Genomic DNA, 13,358 nt, shown 5'->3' with positions numbered 1-13,358 from the left:
GAGAAAGCAGCCAAATGGCACCTGCCACACCCGAACAGACCGCGCTGGTGGACTCGTGGCGGCAGTACTTCGCGGCGGCCTACGCCCGCGACCGGCGCAACGCCGCGAGGCAGAGCTTCGACGAGTACTGGCGCTGGGTGAGAACCTACCTGCTCGAAGGCGGCGCGGGCTACCCTGGCTGGCTGGCGCAGAGCGACGCGCTGCTAGCGCGCGTGCGCGACCCGGCAGCCCACGCGCGGCTCGCGGCCCTCATGCACGCGGCCGGCCGGCGCATCGCCGGCGAGTGGGCCAAAGACAGCGCCTGCCGGCGGATCTACTCCACGTTTCTGCAGGGCCGCCCCAACCTGGCGGAATGGGGCCGCGCGCTGCAAGGCGCGGCCGCGCGCGACAGCGGCGACGGCCGCGCGATCGAGGCAGCGGCGCTTGGCATCGCCGCCGAGCTCGACGCGCTGCTTGGCCCCGCGCCAGTAGAGTGATCGCCACAACACGTTGCCGAACTTCCACGGCCGCCAGCCGCGCCGATGCTATTGTAGCGCGTAGTAGCAGCGAATGGCGGGAGGCTGGCAATGGAACCGATAGCGCCGATCTTCATTATCTCGGGCGGCGCCGGCGCGCTTGGCAAGCATATCGCGCGGGTGGTGCTGGCCCAGTTCCCCGGCAAATTCCCCGAGGTGATCATCATCCCGCAGGTGTCGAACACCGAGCAGCTGACCGAAGCAGTCGAGCAGGCCGCCGCGCGCCGCGGCATCGTCATCCACACCATGGTCGAGCCACGGCTGCGCGCGCTGCTGATCGAGAAAGCCCGCGAGCACCAGCTCGTCGCGCTCGACACAATCGGCGACCCGCTGGCCCAGGTGGCGGCGGTGTTCGGCCAGGCGCCGCTGGGCCAGCCGGGGCTGTACCAGGGCCAGGAGAACGTGTACCTCGAGCGGATCAAAGCGATCGAGTATACTGTCGACCATGACGACGGCCGCAACCCGCACGAGCTCGACCAGGCCGACGTGGTGCTGACGGGCGTTTCGCGCGTGGGCAAGACGCCGCTGAGCATCTACCTCTCGGTGCTGGGCTGGAAGGTGGCCAACGTGCCGCTGGTGCAGGCGGTGGCGCCGCCGCCCGAGCTGTTCGAGATCGACCGCCACCGCGTCGTCGGCCTGACGATCGACGTCGATATGCTGATGCAGCACCGGCGCTGGCGCCAGCAGAACATGGCCGGCATGGGCGGCCGGGCGTACTCCGACCCCGAGGCGCTGTACGACGAGGTCGAGTACGCGCGGCGGATCTTCCGCCGCGGCGGCTTCACCTCGATCAACGTGACGAACAAGCCGATCGAGGAGAGCGCCGACCAGGTGATCGCGCTGATCTCGCGCTGGTTCGAGCACCGCCTGGCGGTTCCGGCGTTGATCACGCGGCCGTAGGCGCGCCTACTGCGGGCGCGCCAGGCCGGTGCGCTCGATCGCCCAGAGCGCGCTGGCGCGCCCGAGGTGCCAGCTCGGCCAGCCGTCGGCGGCCTGCTGCCTGGCCAGCTCGTCGTGCCGGCCGCCGAGCGCCGCAGCCACCACAAGCCAGGACTCGCCGTTGAGCTGGCCGAGCGACGCGGCCAGCGCCGGCGTGGCGTCGGGCGAGAGCTGCGTGAGGTAGAATACGTCAACCTCTTCGCCGCGATGGCTATAGGCGGCCGCACGGCCCACCCTGGCGATGTTCTCGCGCACGATCAGCGCGTCGGGGTTGGCCAGGTTCAGCGCCGCCAGGTACACCACCAGCGACACCAGCCCGCCAAAGGTGAAGATCTGCGGGCGCGCGCGGAACAGCGCCAGCAGAAACAGCCCCAGCACCAGCGCCAGCCAGATCATAAACGTGTGGGTGTAGACGCGCAGCTCGGTGTAGCCGTAGGCCTGCTCGTAGAGCGCCATGCGCTCGAAGGCCGAGGCCAGCAGCCCAAGCACCAGCGCGATCATCGCGGCGCTGGCGGCGTTGAACGCCCGCCGCACGCGCGCAGCCGGCCGGCGCGTGACGACCGCCAGCGCGCACAGCAGCCCAAGCGACAGGCAGGCCACCGCCAGCAGCTCGAAGAAGCCGCGCCGCGCGTACTCGGCGTAGGTCATGCCGGTGCGCGCCAGCGTGTCGAGCCCGCCGAAGAAATACGCGCCCTGGATCGCCACAAACCCGCCAAACAGCAGATCGACCAGCGCCAGCACGGTGAGCGCCTCGGTCGCGCCGATCGCGATTGGCGCGCGCCGGGCCGCGCGCAGCCGCTGGGTGTCGCCCTCGGCCGGCAGATCCTCGACGCCGGCGGCCTCGGCCGGCTCGACATACACCAGGCCGACGAGCGCGCGCGCCAGCGCGGCCAGCGCGCGCCCCACCACCCAGCGCTCGTCGGCCACCAGCGCCACCAGCAGCCCGCCGGCGCAGGCCCACGCGGCCGCCCCAGCGAACAGCGCGTGCCCGAGCAGGTCGGCCAGATCGAACGGGATGTCGAAGCTCAGCAGCTGCTCGACGTAGCTGGCGAACACCGCGTCGGCGGCCATCAGCAGGCCGGTGAAGATGAACAGCACCGGCAGCGCCAGCAGCAGCCCGCAGCCGACGCGCCCGGCCGAGGCGAGCCGCAGGCGCGGCGCGGGCGCAGCGCGCAGCGCACCGGCAGCCAGCGCCCCTGGCTGAAACAGCATGTCGCCCAGGCCGCCGGCCAGCCCAGCCAGCAGCTCGGCGGGGTGCCGCGCGTGCAGCGGCGCAGCGCGGTAGCTCAGCGCCAGCAGCGCCAGCAGCCCGGCCACCGCCGCGGCGTTCAGCGCCGTCAGCGTGGCCGAGGCGCGCCAAGCCAGGCACAGCGCGAAGAACAGCGCCGCGCCGCCGAGCCACAGGTTGGCGCGCGTGGCGGGCCGGCGCTCGTCGACGCCGAGCCGGGCCAGCAGCGCCAGGCCTAGCGCCACAAACAGCGGCGCCGAGACGCCGAGCGCCCGGCCGTTGAACAGGTAGTCGGCGGCGGCGCCGAGCAGCAGCGCGGCGACCAACACGCGGTAGGGGCGAAGCAAGTTCGGCATGACAAGGCTCCAGTGCAATGCAAACATCGTCATGCTATGTATAGCGCAGCGGCGCGCGCGGCGAAACCCTATGGGTGTGGGCGCGGGCGCACCCGGGTGCTTGACGGGCCTGCTAGGTTTTTCGGGGGCTATGCGCCCCGTGCCTGCTAGGCTTTTCGGGGGCTATGCGCCCCGTGCCTGCTAGGTTTTTCGGGGGCTATGCGCCCCGTGCCCCGCAGCAGGGGCTGCCGCCAGCCCCTGCACCCCGCGCTGGGGCGCTGCCCCAGACCCCGTAAAGAATGCCTTGATATGCTCCTTCGTGGCGCATGCCTCGTGGCGTAGAAGATTTGTTGGTTGCCCTGAGGCATGGGCGTACGGCGTTGAAACTGGCACGGCCTTCTTTCCCGTAGGGCGCGCATCGTGCGCGCCTTCTCCCCGTCGGGATGAGCCGGGGGCTATGCGCCCCCGTGCCCCGCAACAGGGCTGCCGCCAGCCCCTGCCCCGCGCTGGGGCGCTGCCCAGACCCCGTAAAGAATGCCTCGGCTCACCTTCGTGGCGCATGCCTCGTGGCAAACCGGCATGTCGCTCCATCCACAAGGCTTGCCTCGTGGCGCAAAACGATCTGTTGGTTCGCCCTGAGGCATGAGCGTACGGCGTTGAAACTGGCACGGCCTTCTTTCCGTAGGGCGCGCATCGTGCGCGCCCTTCTCCCGTCGGGATGAGCCGGGGAGCTATGCGCCCCCGTGCCCCGCAACAGGGGCTGCCGCCAGCCCCTGCACCCCGCGCTGGGGCGCTGCCCCAGACCCCGTAAAGAATGCCTCGATATGCTCACCCTTCGTGGCGCATGCCTCGTGGCAAACCAGCATGTCGCTCCATCCCACAAGGCTTGCCTCGTGGCGCGAAACGATCTGTTGGTTTGCCCTGAGGCACGAGCGTACGGCGTTGAAACTGGCACGGCCTTCTTTCAGCCGGAAAGGTTGTAGGAAAACCGGCAGGGTTTTCCTACGCGGGGGGCCGGGGGCGCAGCGCCCCGATATGACCAACCCACGAGGCGTGCAAGGAGCCAAGACGAAGCGCAAGCCAACCCTACGCGGGGGGGCCGGGAGCGCAGCGCCCCGATATGACCACCTGCGGGGCCGGGGGCGCACCGCCCCAGCATGACCAGCTAGAGAAGCTCCCAGCCATCAAAACACTGCCGCAACAGCGAGGGCCTGCGCGAGGCGGCGCTGGTACTCGGCGCGCGAGATCTCGACTGTGCCGAACTGCAGCATGTGTTCGCCGACGATGTACTGCGAGTCGAGCATTACAAACCCGCCGCGCCGCAGCCGCTCGACCAGGTGCACCAGCGCGACTTTGCTGGCGTCGGTTTCGCGGCTGAACATGCTTTCGCCGGCGAACAGGCCGCGCACGGCCACGCCATACAGCCCACCCACCAGCTCGCCGCCGCGCCAGGCCTCGACGCTGTGCGCGAAGCCGAGGCGGTGCAGCTCGGTGTAGGCATCCACCATCTCGCCCGAGATCCAGGTGCCGTCGTGGCCGGGGCGCGGCGCGGCGCAGGCCAGCATCACGTCGCGGAAGCATGTGTCGACGCGGATCGCCAGGCCGCCGTTGCGCACGCGCCGCGCCAGCCGCCTGGGCACGTGAAACGCGTCCAGCGGGATGATCGCGCGGCGGCGCACGTCGTACCAGCTGATCGCGCCGTCGTCGCCGGCCATGGGAAACAGCCCCTGGGAATAGCCGGCGATCAGCATGTCGGGGGTTAGCGGCATGGCTTCTCACGCATTAGCGGGGCAGCGGGCGCCCGCTGCGCTGAGCCGGCGAGCCTTTGCTGGCGGCGCGCGGCGGCTCGGGCGCAGGCCACACCACCTGGGTGTCGGCGTCGCCATACAAGGCGTACAGCAGCCCGAGCAGGTTGTTGCGCTGCTGCAGGTAGGCGCGGCGCATGTTCAGCAGCAGGTTGCCGGCGCTCTGCTCGCCGGCCGCGAAGCGCTTCACGAACTCCTGGCCGAACTCGGCGGCGAAGACCGCCGGCATATTCGTTTCGCTGCCGACCACCGTGCGCGCGCCGTGCGCCAGGAAGAAGGGCGTGAATCCCTCGAACCGGGTCGGGTCAAGCTCGGCGCTGCTGGCGGTGTTCAAGAACACCAGCGGCGCGCCGGGCAGCCGCGCGCCAGGGGGCGTGCGCTCTTTCAGCTCAGAAAGCTTCACGCGCGCGTCGGTGAGCCCCAGCGCTGACGCGTCGATGCCGCCGGCGTCGCTGGCGCGCTTATGCACCAGCTGGCAGTAGAAGTAGATCAGCTGGGCCGGGCTGCTGGCGTCGCTCAGCAGCGCGTAGAGCTCGGGCACGGTGGCGAACTCGGCCAGGCGCACATTCGGCAGCGCGGCCATGAACTGCCGCTGCGTCTGCACGATCGGCTGCTGCAGCTGGTTGAACTGCGTGTCGAGGGCGTTGTTGCCGACAAACGCCAGCTCAAGCTGCTCGCGCGGCTCGATCGCCGGCGTGGCGGCGGGCTCGGCCTCTTCGCTCAGCACCGTGGGCGAGCGCACCTCGCTCGAAGGCACCTGGCACTCGATCACGTGGCGGAAGCCCCAGAAGCCCTCGGGGTCGATCTGGTCGGCGTCGGCGAGCGCGCGGTCGTACAGCAGGCCCCAGGGGATGAAGAATGTCTCGGCGACAACCCGGACGCGCAGGCGGGCGCCGCGCGAAAGCTCGCGCAGCCGGTCGCCGAGCTGGCGCGCGCCGTCGCCGCCGGGGGCGTAGAACAGCCGCTCGTACAGCTGCGCGCCGGCGCGCGCAAGCTTCTGCAGCGACTGGGCGTGCACCTCGGCCGGGATGGTGGTGGATGCGACCTGGTAGGTGTACTGGCCGCCGATCTGCGTGAACACAATCTCCTTCAGCGCCTCGCGCGCGGCGCTCGCCGCCGCGCCAAGCTGCTCGTCGCTGAGCACGAGCCGCGCGCGCAGCCAGCCCGTGCCGTCGTTCAGGTCGGCGCTGAAGCCCTGGCCCTGCCGCGCAATGTGCAGCGTGATCGCGCCGCCCGGCGCCGCAGCCTCGGCGGGTGCGGCTGCGGGCTGCGCCTCAGCGGGTGCTGCAGCCTGCGGCACCTCACCAACATTGGGCACGGCCGTCTCTGCTGGCGGCGCCTGGCCCAGCCGGCGATCGATCTCGGCGATCTGCGCGCGCAGATCTTCGATCTCGAGCGCGATATGCGACGGTACGCTCGCGCCATACCGGGCGCTCTGGGTCTCAAGGTTCTGCAGATTGGCCACATGCAGGGCCTGCAGCCGCGCGAGATGCGCGCGCTCTTCGTCGTCGAGCGGCAGCGCGCTGCCAAGCTGGCGATCCAGCTCGGCGAGCCGCGCGCGCGTGTCTTCGGCCTGCAAAACAAGATTGGCCGGCGCCTGCATGCCATACCGCGCCTGCTGCTCTTCTAGCATATACAGCGTGCGGCGGTGGGCCTGGCGCAGCTGTTCAAGCTGCTCGCGCTCGTCGTCGCCCAGCGGCTGGGGCGCGGCTTCGGCCGGCGGCTGGGCCTCGGCTGCCTCTGGCGCCACGCCCAGCTCGCGCAGGCGCCGGGAGGTAGCGGCGATATCCTCCTGCACCGCGCGCAGCTCGGCCATGGTTTGTGGCGGCGCCAGCTGCTCCGAGAACCTAGCGACCTGCTCTTCGAGGATGTGCAGTCGCCGCTGCTGGGTGGCGTAGAGCGCCTGCAGATGCGCGATCTCTTCGGCCAATTCGCCTGACCTTACGGGCGTACCGCCAAGCAACTGGATTTGCGTATCCAGATTGCTGATTTCTTTCTGGGCCTCTTGAAGATCGTTCAGAAGTGCCACCGGGCTATTGAGACCAAAATACGCCTGCTGCTGCTCGAGCGCGCGCAGCCGGCGCAGCGTGGCCTCGCGCCGCTGGAGTAGCAGCAGTAGCTCTTCGCTCGGTTCAGCTGGCACCTGCGGGGCGTTGGGCGCTGACGCGGCCTGCTGCGCCGCTTCGCCGAAATCCGCCTGCTGCGCGGCGGCGCTCGCTGCCTGGGGCGCGGGAGGCGTAGCGAGATCCTGCGGCACCGGCAGCACCACGCCGCCAATCTGGATCTGTCCGCCGGCGGTGGCCATGGCGCGCAGCACCGTGGCGGCGCGCGCGGTGTCGCCGCGCGCCCAGTCGGCCAGCGCGCGGGCGTAGGGCAGCAGCGACTCGATCTCGCCGGCGCGCTCGGGGCGGGCCAGCGCCGCGACGATCGCCTCGAGGCGCAGCAGCCGCTCGCGATCGTCGCCCTGAACCTCGGCGTAGGCGCGCGCTAGCTCGGCGGCGGCGGCGGCCGGGTCGACGGCGGCGCGCGCGGCCCAGTGCTGGGCCTCGGCAAAGTCGCGCACGAACGGGTCGCTGCTGCGCAGCTGCTGCTCGACATAGCGCGCCACAAAGTCCGAGAGCTCGGCGGCGCGCTGCGGGCCAAAGCGCGGGTTGGCCCGCAGCTCGGCCAGCAGCTCCTCGCGCACGGCCGGGTCGAGCTCGTACAGCTCGTGGCCGACCTCGTCGCACATGCTCGAGAGCAGCAGGTCGGCCACGGCCACCCACGGCGCGCCGATCGGCTGGTCGAGCACGTCGCGCGGGAAGCCGCCCCACAGCATATACAGCAGGTCGGGCGTCAGCGCGATCGGGAACGCCGCGTGGCAGGCCAGGTCGACGTACGCGCGGCCAAACTTGCGCGCAAACGAGCGCAGGCGCGGGTGGCGCGGGAACGCGGGCCGGGCGCTGGTTGTAGCGGGTTCGCTCATGGTTCAACGTCGCAGGTTCTCGGCCGGACACAGCGGATCTCGCGGGCCGCTCGCTTCCGCCTACATTCCCCGGCTGGCGCGGCCGCGCAGCGCGTCGATCGCGCCGTCCAGCCCAATACGGCCCAGCTCGAACATCGGCACCAGCCGGGCGATCACTTCGGCGGTGGTGCCCTGCCAGCGCGCGCGCGGCATCGGGTTGAGCCAGGCGACCCGCGCGAAGCGCGCTTTGAGCTGGCTGAGGAACGCGGCGGTGAGCAGCGCGCGCTCGGGGCTGAAGCCGCCGCGCGCGGCACCTGCGTCGCTCATAATCATCACCGACACGCGCTCGCCGCTGAGGCGCGCCAGCCACTCGCCGATCGGCTCGGCGCGCTGCTGCCCGGCGTCGTGGTACAGGTAGTCGGCGGGGCAGTTGTGGAAGTAGCCGACGCCGGCCTGGCCGAGGCGCCCGCCGCGCGTGGCGGTTTCGATCAGCTGCTGGCTCAGGCCGTGAAACGGCACCATCGAGCCGTTGCGGTCGATCAGCAGCAGCAGCTCGGCGCGGTTGACGCGGCGCGGGCGCAGCACCGGCATCACCAGCATGCCATCGCGCGCGATCCGCGCGATTGTCGCGTCGAGGTCGAGCTCGACCGGCGGGCCAATGCGCGTCGGGCGGCGCAGGTGGCGCCAGGCCTGCTTCATCTGGCGGCGCGTGAGCGGGAAATGCTCGCCGGCGCTGGCGAACACCGCCAGCGGGCCGCCGGCCGCGCCCATGCGCGCCAGCACGCGCGCCGCCTGGGCGGTCGGGGCCGGCGCGGGCGCAGGCGCGGCAGCACCAGCGTTGGCGGCAGCCGGCGCCGCGAGCTGAATATCCTCGACGCGCGGCGCCGCCGCAGGGCCGGCGCCCGCCTCGCCGAGCATCGGCGGCGGCGGCGCGTCCTGGGCGATGATCCGGTCGAAGTGGTAATCGAGCAGGCGCTGCTCGTCGGGCGTGTTGGCCCACAGCGTATGGCACATCCGCCGCAGCGACTCGCGGCCGTCCAGGCCGAAGCCGCCGCGCAGCGCGCGCAGCGCCAGCATATACTCATCGACGCCGAGCTGCATGCCGGCGCGGCGCAGCTCGGCGAACAGCTCGAGCAGCGGCAGTTCTGTGCTCGTCATGGCTTAGCCCTGGGCCAGGTAGCGCTGGTGATCTTCCCAGCTCTTCAGCAGCACGCCGGCAAACGGCAGCTCGCCACCCAGGCGGCGCAGCGCTTCGTCGTGCGGGAAGCGCTGGAGCACGCGGAACCAGTCGATCAGCTCGCTGGTACTGACGCGCTTGCCGGTGGCGCCTTTGTCTTGCAGCATGCGCGCGCGCAGCGCATTGAAGCGCTCAACTGCGGCGGCGACCACGTCCGCCGAGGCGTCGGGGAAGTGCGCCAGCACGATCGCGCGCAGCCGCTCGGGGCTGGGGAAGTCGATGTAGTAGAACAGGCAGCGCCGCAGAAACGCGTCGGGCAGGTCTTTCTCGTCGTTGCTGGTGATCAGCACGATCGGCGGCTGGCGCGCTTCGACCGTGGCGCCAGTTTCTTCGACAATAAAGCGCTGCTGATCGAGCTCGAGCAGCAGGTCGTTGGGGAAGTCGATATCGGCCTTGTCGACCTCGTCGATCAGCAGCACGGTGCGCTGCTCGCTGGCGTAGGCGCGGCCGATCGGGCCCATATGCACATAGTTTACCGGGCTCTTGCTGCGCTCGAGCGCGCCGGGGTCGGCGGCGGCATTGGCGGCCAGGTGGGCGTCGCGCAGCCGGCCGACGACGTCGTAGGTATACAGGCCATCGCGCGCGCGGCTGGTCGATTTGATGTGCCACTCTTCGTACGGCAGGCCCAGGTACTCGGCCACCGCGCGCGCCAGGCGCGTCTTGCCGCTGCCCGGCTCGCCCTTGATCAGCAGCGGGCGCCCGAGAAAGATCGCCAGGTTCACGGCCTCGGCCAGCGCCTGGCTGGGGAGGTATGGCGGCGACCCGGCCGCCTGGCGCGGCTGCGTGCCGTACTCCAGCGCGGGGCGGTTCAATGCTTCAGCCATCGGCTCGCTCCCTCGTTCCAATCATAGTCGCACACAACGCAGATCTCTTCCAGCACGCTCTCGGGGATGCCGTCGTCCGAGTGGGCCAGGATGGTCTCGGGGTCGGTGCGGGTGCTGAAGTCGTCGGGCAGATCGATCAGCGACGCCTCGATCCAGTCGGCCAGGTCGGCACTCGAGAAGCGCGCGATTGTCGGCAGGCGCACCGGCCGCGCGGGGTCGTCGGCCGGGCCCTGCGCGATCGGCACATTCCAGCCGGCCGACGACCCCTGGTTATCGACGAGGAACAGCAGCAGCTTGTTGCTGCCGGCGCAGCAGGGCGACTGGCGGGCGATTGCGACGATCGGCGCCCAGAAGCCGCTGAGGATCGCGTTCAGCGCGGCCTCGCCCACGAGGTCGATCGAGTGAAAGATCAGGATGGTGTGCTGCGTCTCCCACCACTTGCACAGCACCGTGGCGATCTGCTCGGGCGTGCTGGCGGCCACGCCGGCCTTGCGCCCGATCTCCTGGCACAGGTCGGCCACGCTCTTGCCGCGGCCGAGCCGGCGCAGGTCGATCGAGATCGGCTGGATCGAGCGCTCGTAGCGCTTGAGCAGGCGGTTGAGCAGCCAGCGCTGGCCGAACAGGCGCGGGCCGTCGATCAGGTAGGCCGCGAGGCTGCGCGGCGCGACCGACTGCGCGAATGTGCCGGTCTGCGAGCGGTAGTCGAGGTTGAGCAGCGCGCGGTAGAGGTTGCCGTCGCCTGAGGCCTGGCTCTGGGCCTGCAGCGCGCGCGCCAGGGTTTGCAGGTCGTTCGGGTTGATGCCAGCGCCGGGCGCGATGCCAAGCGCCGCGAGCTGCTGCGCCAGATCCGGCACGGCCGGCGCGGCCGAGGCGGCCGAGGCGGCCGGCGCGTCGTCGGGCAGGTCGTCGACGGCCACCTGCCAGCCGCGCAGCGTCTGCTTGATGCGGCCGATCGCCGCGCGCGCGTCGTCGATGTCGGCGCGCACGTTCGGCGGCGTATACGATGGGCCAAACCGGCCCAGCTGCTCGAGGCCATAGGCCAGGGTGCGGCGGTTGGTGCGCAGCAGCTCGAGCTGTGTGGTGATCTCTTCCTGGCTAGGCATAGCGGAGGTCTTTCGGGGCTGCGCCCCCTGTCCTGCGCGGAGGTCTTTCGGGGGCTGCGCCCCCGTACCCCGCGCGGAGGTCTTTCGGGGGCTGCGCCCCCGTACCCCGCGCAAGGGGCGGGCAGCCGCCCCTTGCATCCCCCTGCTGGGGCTACGCCCCAGACCCCATAATGAACGCCCTCACGTGTGCACCGTCGGCGGCACATGCCTCGTGGCGCGACAGCAGATGTGGTGTGCCACATCCCACCGTAAGGGCGAGCCTTGTGCTCGCCCCCCGCTCTAGCACATGTGGTGTGCCACATCCCACCGTAAGCGCGAGCCTTGTGCTCACCCCCGCTCTAGCAGATGTAGTGTGCCACATCCCACCGTATCCCACCGTAAGGGCGAGCCTTGTGCTCGCCCCCGCTCTCCGCTCGACCGCTCGACCGCTCCCCGCTACACCTCGACAAAGTACGACTTACATGCAGCCGCCAGCAGCTCGCGCGACATCGTCGGCTGGGTGCGGGTGAAGCGCGCGATGTCGATCAGCTGGTCGATCAGGTCGCGCGGGTGGCAGGCGCGCAGCTCTATATTGCGCTTGCCGTACTCTTGCTCGAGCAAATAGCGCAGGCCCTCGTCGCTATAGGGCACGTTCTTGGCCTTGCAGATGCGCCGCAGGATCTCGCGGAACTCGGGCGGCGAGGGATTGCCGACCTCGACCTTGTAGCGGATGCGGCGCAGGAACGCCTCGTCGACGAGCTGCTTGGGCTCGATGTTCGTCGAGAAAATGATCAGCTGGTCGAACGGCACCTCGATCTTCTTGCCAGTGTGCAGCGTCAGGAAATCCTGGCGCTTCTCGAGCGGCACAATCCAGCGGTTCAGCAGCTCGCGCGGGCGCACCTGCTGGCGGCCGAAGTCGTCGATCAGGAACAGGCCGCCGTTGGCCTTCATCTGCAGCGGCGCCTCGTAGTATTTGCTGTACTCGTCGTACACCAGGTCGAGCGAGTCGAGGTTCAGCTCGCCGCCGGCGATCACGATCGGGCGCTTCGAGAGCACCCAGCGCTTGTCGTAGGTATGCTCGAGGTTCGCCGCCACCGGCACGCGGTCGTGGTGGATCGGGTCGAAGACGCGGATGATCTGGCCGTCGATGATCACGGCGTGGGGGATCATGATCGTGTCGGACATGAGCTTCGACACAGCCTCGGCGATGCTGGTTTTGCCATTGCCGGCGTGGCCGAACAGGAAGATCGACTTGCCGGAGTTGATCGCCGGGCCGAGCTGCTGCAGCAGCGACTCGCCGATCACCAGGTGCGCGAACGCCTGGCGGATCGAGTCCTCGGTAATAATCAGGCCCTGGGTGCTCTGCTCGGCCATCATGCTAGTGTAGGCCGCCAGCGTCACCGGCGCGGGGCCGAGGTACTGCGTGCGCTCGCCGATCTCTTTGGCGCGCTCGATGCCGCGGGCGGTGGCCTGGTAGCGGTAGGCCTTCTCGCCGATGCCGCCGGTGCCCTTGATCTCGCACATCTGCTCGCGGCGCAGGTAGGTGATCGCCTGGTCGATCACGTTGTCGTAGGGCAGGTGCAGCAGGTCAACGATCTGCTGGCCGGTCATTTCGCCGATCAGGTACAGCGCGCGGACGATCATGTCCGAGATGAAGGTCATCGCCAGGCCGGTTTCCTCGATGCTGCGCGGGCGCGGCGGCAGCTGGTGCGGCCGGTGGGCTGTATCCGTCAGGGGCAAAGAGGTCAATGGTTGTTGCATTGCCGCCTCCAGGTGTAGCGTGTGGTTGTGCCGTGTTGGCGCTCTGCTGCGCCTCGGCTGCCCTGGCAGTATAGCATAGCGGGTGCCGCATCGCAATGGTGCGCGCACGGCTCGGTTGGCGAAGCCCGCCGCACGCTACCAAAAAAAGACCTGCCATGCATCTCCTAAAAATTCGTTGAGCCACGTTCTATAGTAAATCCCTGCAACGCCGATCCGTGAGCTACCGATGGAGTGAGCCGATGGTGTATCTGTTCGCGCAGCAGGGTGCGAGCACGCAGCCCGGCAGCAGGATGCCCGCGCACTATCAGCGAAAGGCGTACGCCAATGACATCTGATCAGCGCCAGCAGATCGAGCAGATCCGCAACGAGCACGAGCGGCGCCTGCACCAGCTTGAGCTCAGGGCTGCCCAGCTTGGCCTGAGCACGCCGCCCGAGATTCATACCGAGATGGACGACATTCGCGCGGCGATCGAGAGGCTGAACATGCAACTTGACGCGCTGCTGCCACCGGGCGCAATTCACGTCGACCTGGTGACGTTTCCCGGCCACACGGCGCAGCCCCCCGATCACCTTGTGCTCGATTGGGTCGCCGAGTTTACGCCTGGGTTTCCTTCGGCCGCAACGTGGGCCAGCACACTGATGCCCGACCTCGGCCGGGCGCTGGCAACCTGCGGCGCGCAGCAGTCGC

Annotated in this window: 10 protein-coding genes; 3 read left to right on the top strand and 7 right to left on the bottom strand. The window is 69.9% G+C overall.

The window, feature by feature from the left end:
• The first annotated feature begins 14 nt into the window (after positions 1–14).
• Together U0177_RS04820 and U0177_RS04815 are read left to right on the top strand one after the other, a co-directional pair.
• Positions 15–476 (top strand): hypothetical protein, encoded by a 462-nt coding sequence (locus U0177_RS04820; protein ID WP_409569465.1) that lies wholly within the window; start codon positions 15–17, stop codon positions 474–476.
• Positions 477–560: 84 nt separating this feature from the next.
• On the top strand, positions 561–1,415 hold the full coding sequence (locus U0177_RS04815) for a pyruvate, water dikinase regulatory protein (RefSeq protein WP_409569726.1): 855 nt from the start codon (positions 561–563) through the stop codon (positions 1,413–1,415).
• Positions 1,416–1,421: 6 nt separating this feature from the next.
• Here U0177_RS04815 and U0177_RS04810 read toward each other — a convergent pair whose 3' ends face one another.
• From U0177_RS04810 to U0177_RS04780, 7 genes are all read right to left on the bottom strand, one after another.
• Complete coding sequence (locus tag U0177_RS04810) at positions 1,422–3,038, bottom strand: DUF4173 domain-containing protein (RefSeq protein WP_409569464.1); 1,617 nt, start codon at positions 3,036–3,038, stop codon at positions 1,422–1,424.
• A gap of 1,163 nt (positions 3,039–4,201) precedes the next feature.
• Entirely contained in the window at positions 4,202–4,786 is a 585-nt protein-coding gene (gene aat / locus U0177_RS04805) for a leucyl/phenylalanyl-tRNA--protein transferase (protein ID WP_409569463.1), read from the bottom strand.
• 13 nt (positions 4,787–4,799) lie between these two features.
• A complete protein-coding gene (locus tag U0177_RS04800; RefSeq protein ID WP_409569462.1) occupies positions 4,800–7,787 on the bottom strand; it encodes a CHAT domain-containing protein in 2,988 nt (995 codons plus the stop codon).
• A 60-nt stretch (positions 7,788–7,847) separates the two neighbouring features.
• The gene (locus U0177_RS04795; protein ID WP_409569461.1) at positions 7,848–8,924 is read right to left on the bottom strand and encodes a hypothetical protein; all 1,077 of its coding nucleotides are present in this window, start codon (positions 8,922–8,924) and stop codon (positions 7,848–7,850) included.
• 3 nt (positions 8,925–8,927) lie between these two features.
• Positions 8,928–9,827 (bottom strand): AAA family ATPase, encoded by a 900-nt coding sequence (locus tag U0177_RS04790; RefSeq protein ID WP_409569460.1) that lies wholly within the window; start codon positions 9,825–9,827, stop codon positions 8,928–8,930.
• The gene (locus U0177_RS04785) at positions 9,812–10,930 is read right to left on the bottom strand and encodes a hypothetical protein (RefSeq protein WP_409569459.1); all 1,119 of its coding nucleotides are present in this window, start codon (positions 10,928–10,930) and stop codon (positions 9,812–9,814) included. The genes U0177_RS04790 and U0177_RS04785 overlap by 16 nt, the downstream gene beginning before the upstream one ends.
• A 435-nt stretch (positions 10,931–11,365) precedes the next feature.
• Positions 11,366–12,670, bottom strand: coding sequence for an ATP-binding protein (locus U0177_RS04780; protein WP_409569458.1), 1,305 nt, complete (start codon positions 12,668–12,670; stop codon positions 11,366–11,368).
• A 324-nt stretch (positions 12,671–12,994) separates the two neighbouring features.
• On the opposite strand from U0177_RS04780, the gene U0177_RS04775 reads away from it, so the two are divergent.
• The coding region (locus tag U0177_RS04775; RefSeq protein ID WP_409569457.1) for a hypothetical protein at positions 12,995–13,358 on the top strand (364 nt) is incomplete at its 3' end.

Origin of the sequence: Kouleothrix sp., from assembly GCF_046328425.1 — a bacterium.
Taxonomy (GTDB): Bacteria; Chloroflexota; Chloroflexia; order Chloroflexales; family Roseiflexaceae; genus Kouleothrix.
The sequence above is the reverse complement of the archived record's forward strand: the minus strand, read 5'-3'. Positions and strand labels throughout refer to the sequence as shown.

What these genes read in the sequence shown, in the direction of transcription:
- U0177_RS04820 (WP_409569465.1), top strand. Translation starts at nt 15, where the DNA reads ATGGCACCTGCCACACCCGAACAGACCGCGCTGGTGGACTCGTGGCGG.
- U0177_RS04795 (WP_409569461.1), bottom strand. Translation starts at nt 8,924, where the DNA reads ATGACGAGCACAGAACTGCCGCTGCTCGAGCTGTTCGCCGAGCTGCGC.
- U0177_RS04800 (WP_409569462.1), bottom strand. Translation starts at nt 7,787, where the DNA reads ATGAGCGAACCCGCTACAACCAGCGCCCGGCCCGCGTTCCCGCGCCAC.
- aat (WP_409569463.1), bottom strand. Translation starts at nt 4,786, where the DNA reads ATGCCGCTAACCCCCGACATGCTGATCGCCGGCTATTCCCAGGGGCTG.
- U0177_RS04790 (WP_409569460.1), bottom strand. Translation starts at nt 9,827, where the DNA reads ATGGCTGAAGCATTGAACCGCCCCGCGCTGGAGTACGGCACGCAGCCG.
- U0177_RS04810 (WP_409569464.1), bottom strand. Translation starts at nt 3,038, where the DNA reads ATGCCGAACTTGCTTCGCCCCTACCGCGTGTTGGTCGCCGCGCTGCTG.
- U0177_RS04780 (WP_409569458.1), bottom strand. Translation starts at nt 12,670, where the DNA reads ATGCAACAACCATTGACCTCTTTGCCCCTGACGGATACAGCCCACCGG.
- U0177_RS04785 (WP_409569459.1), bottom strand. Translation starts at nt 10,930, where the DNA reads ATGCCTAGCCAGGAAGAGATCACCACACAGCTCGAGCTGCTGCGCACC.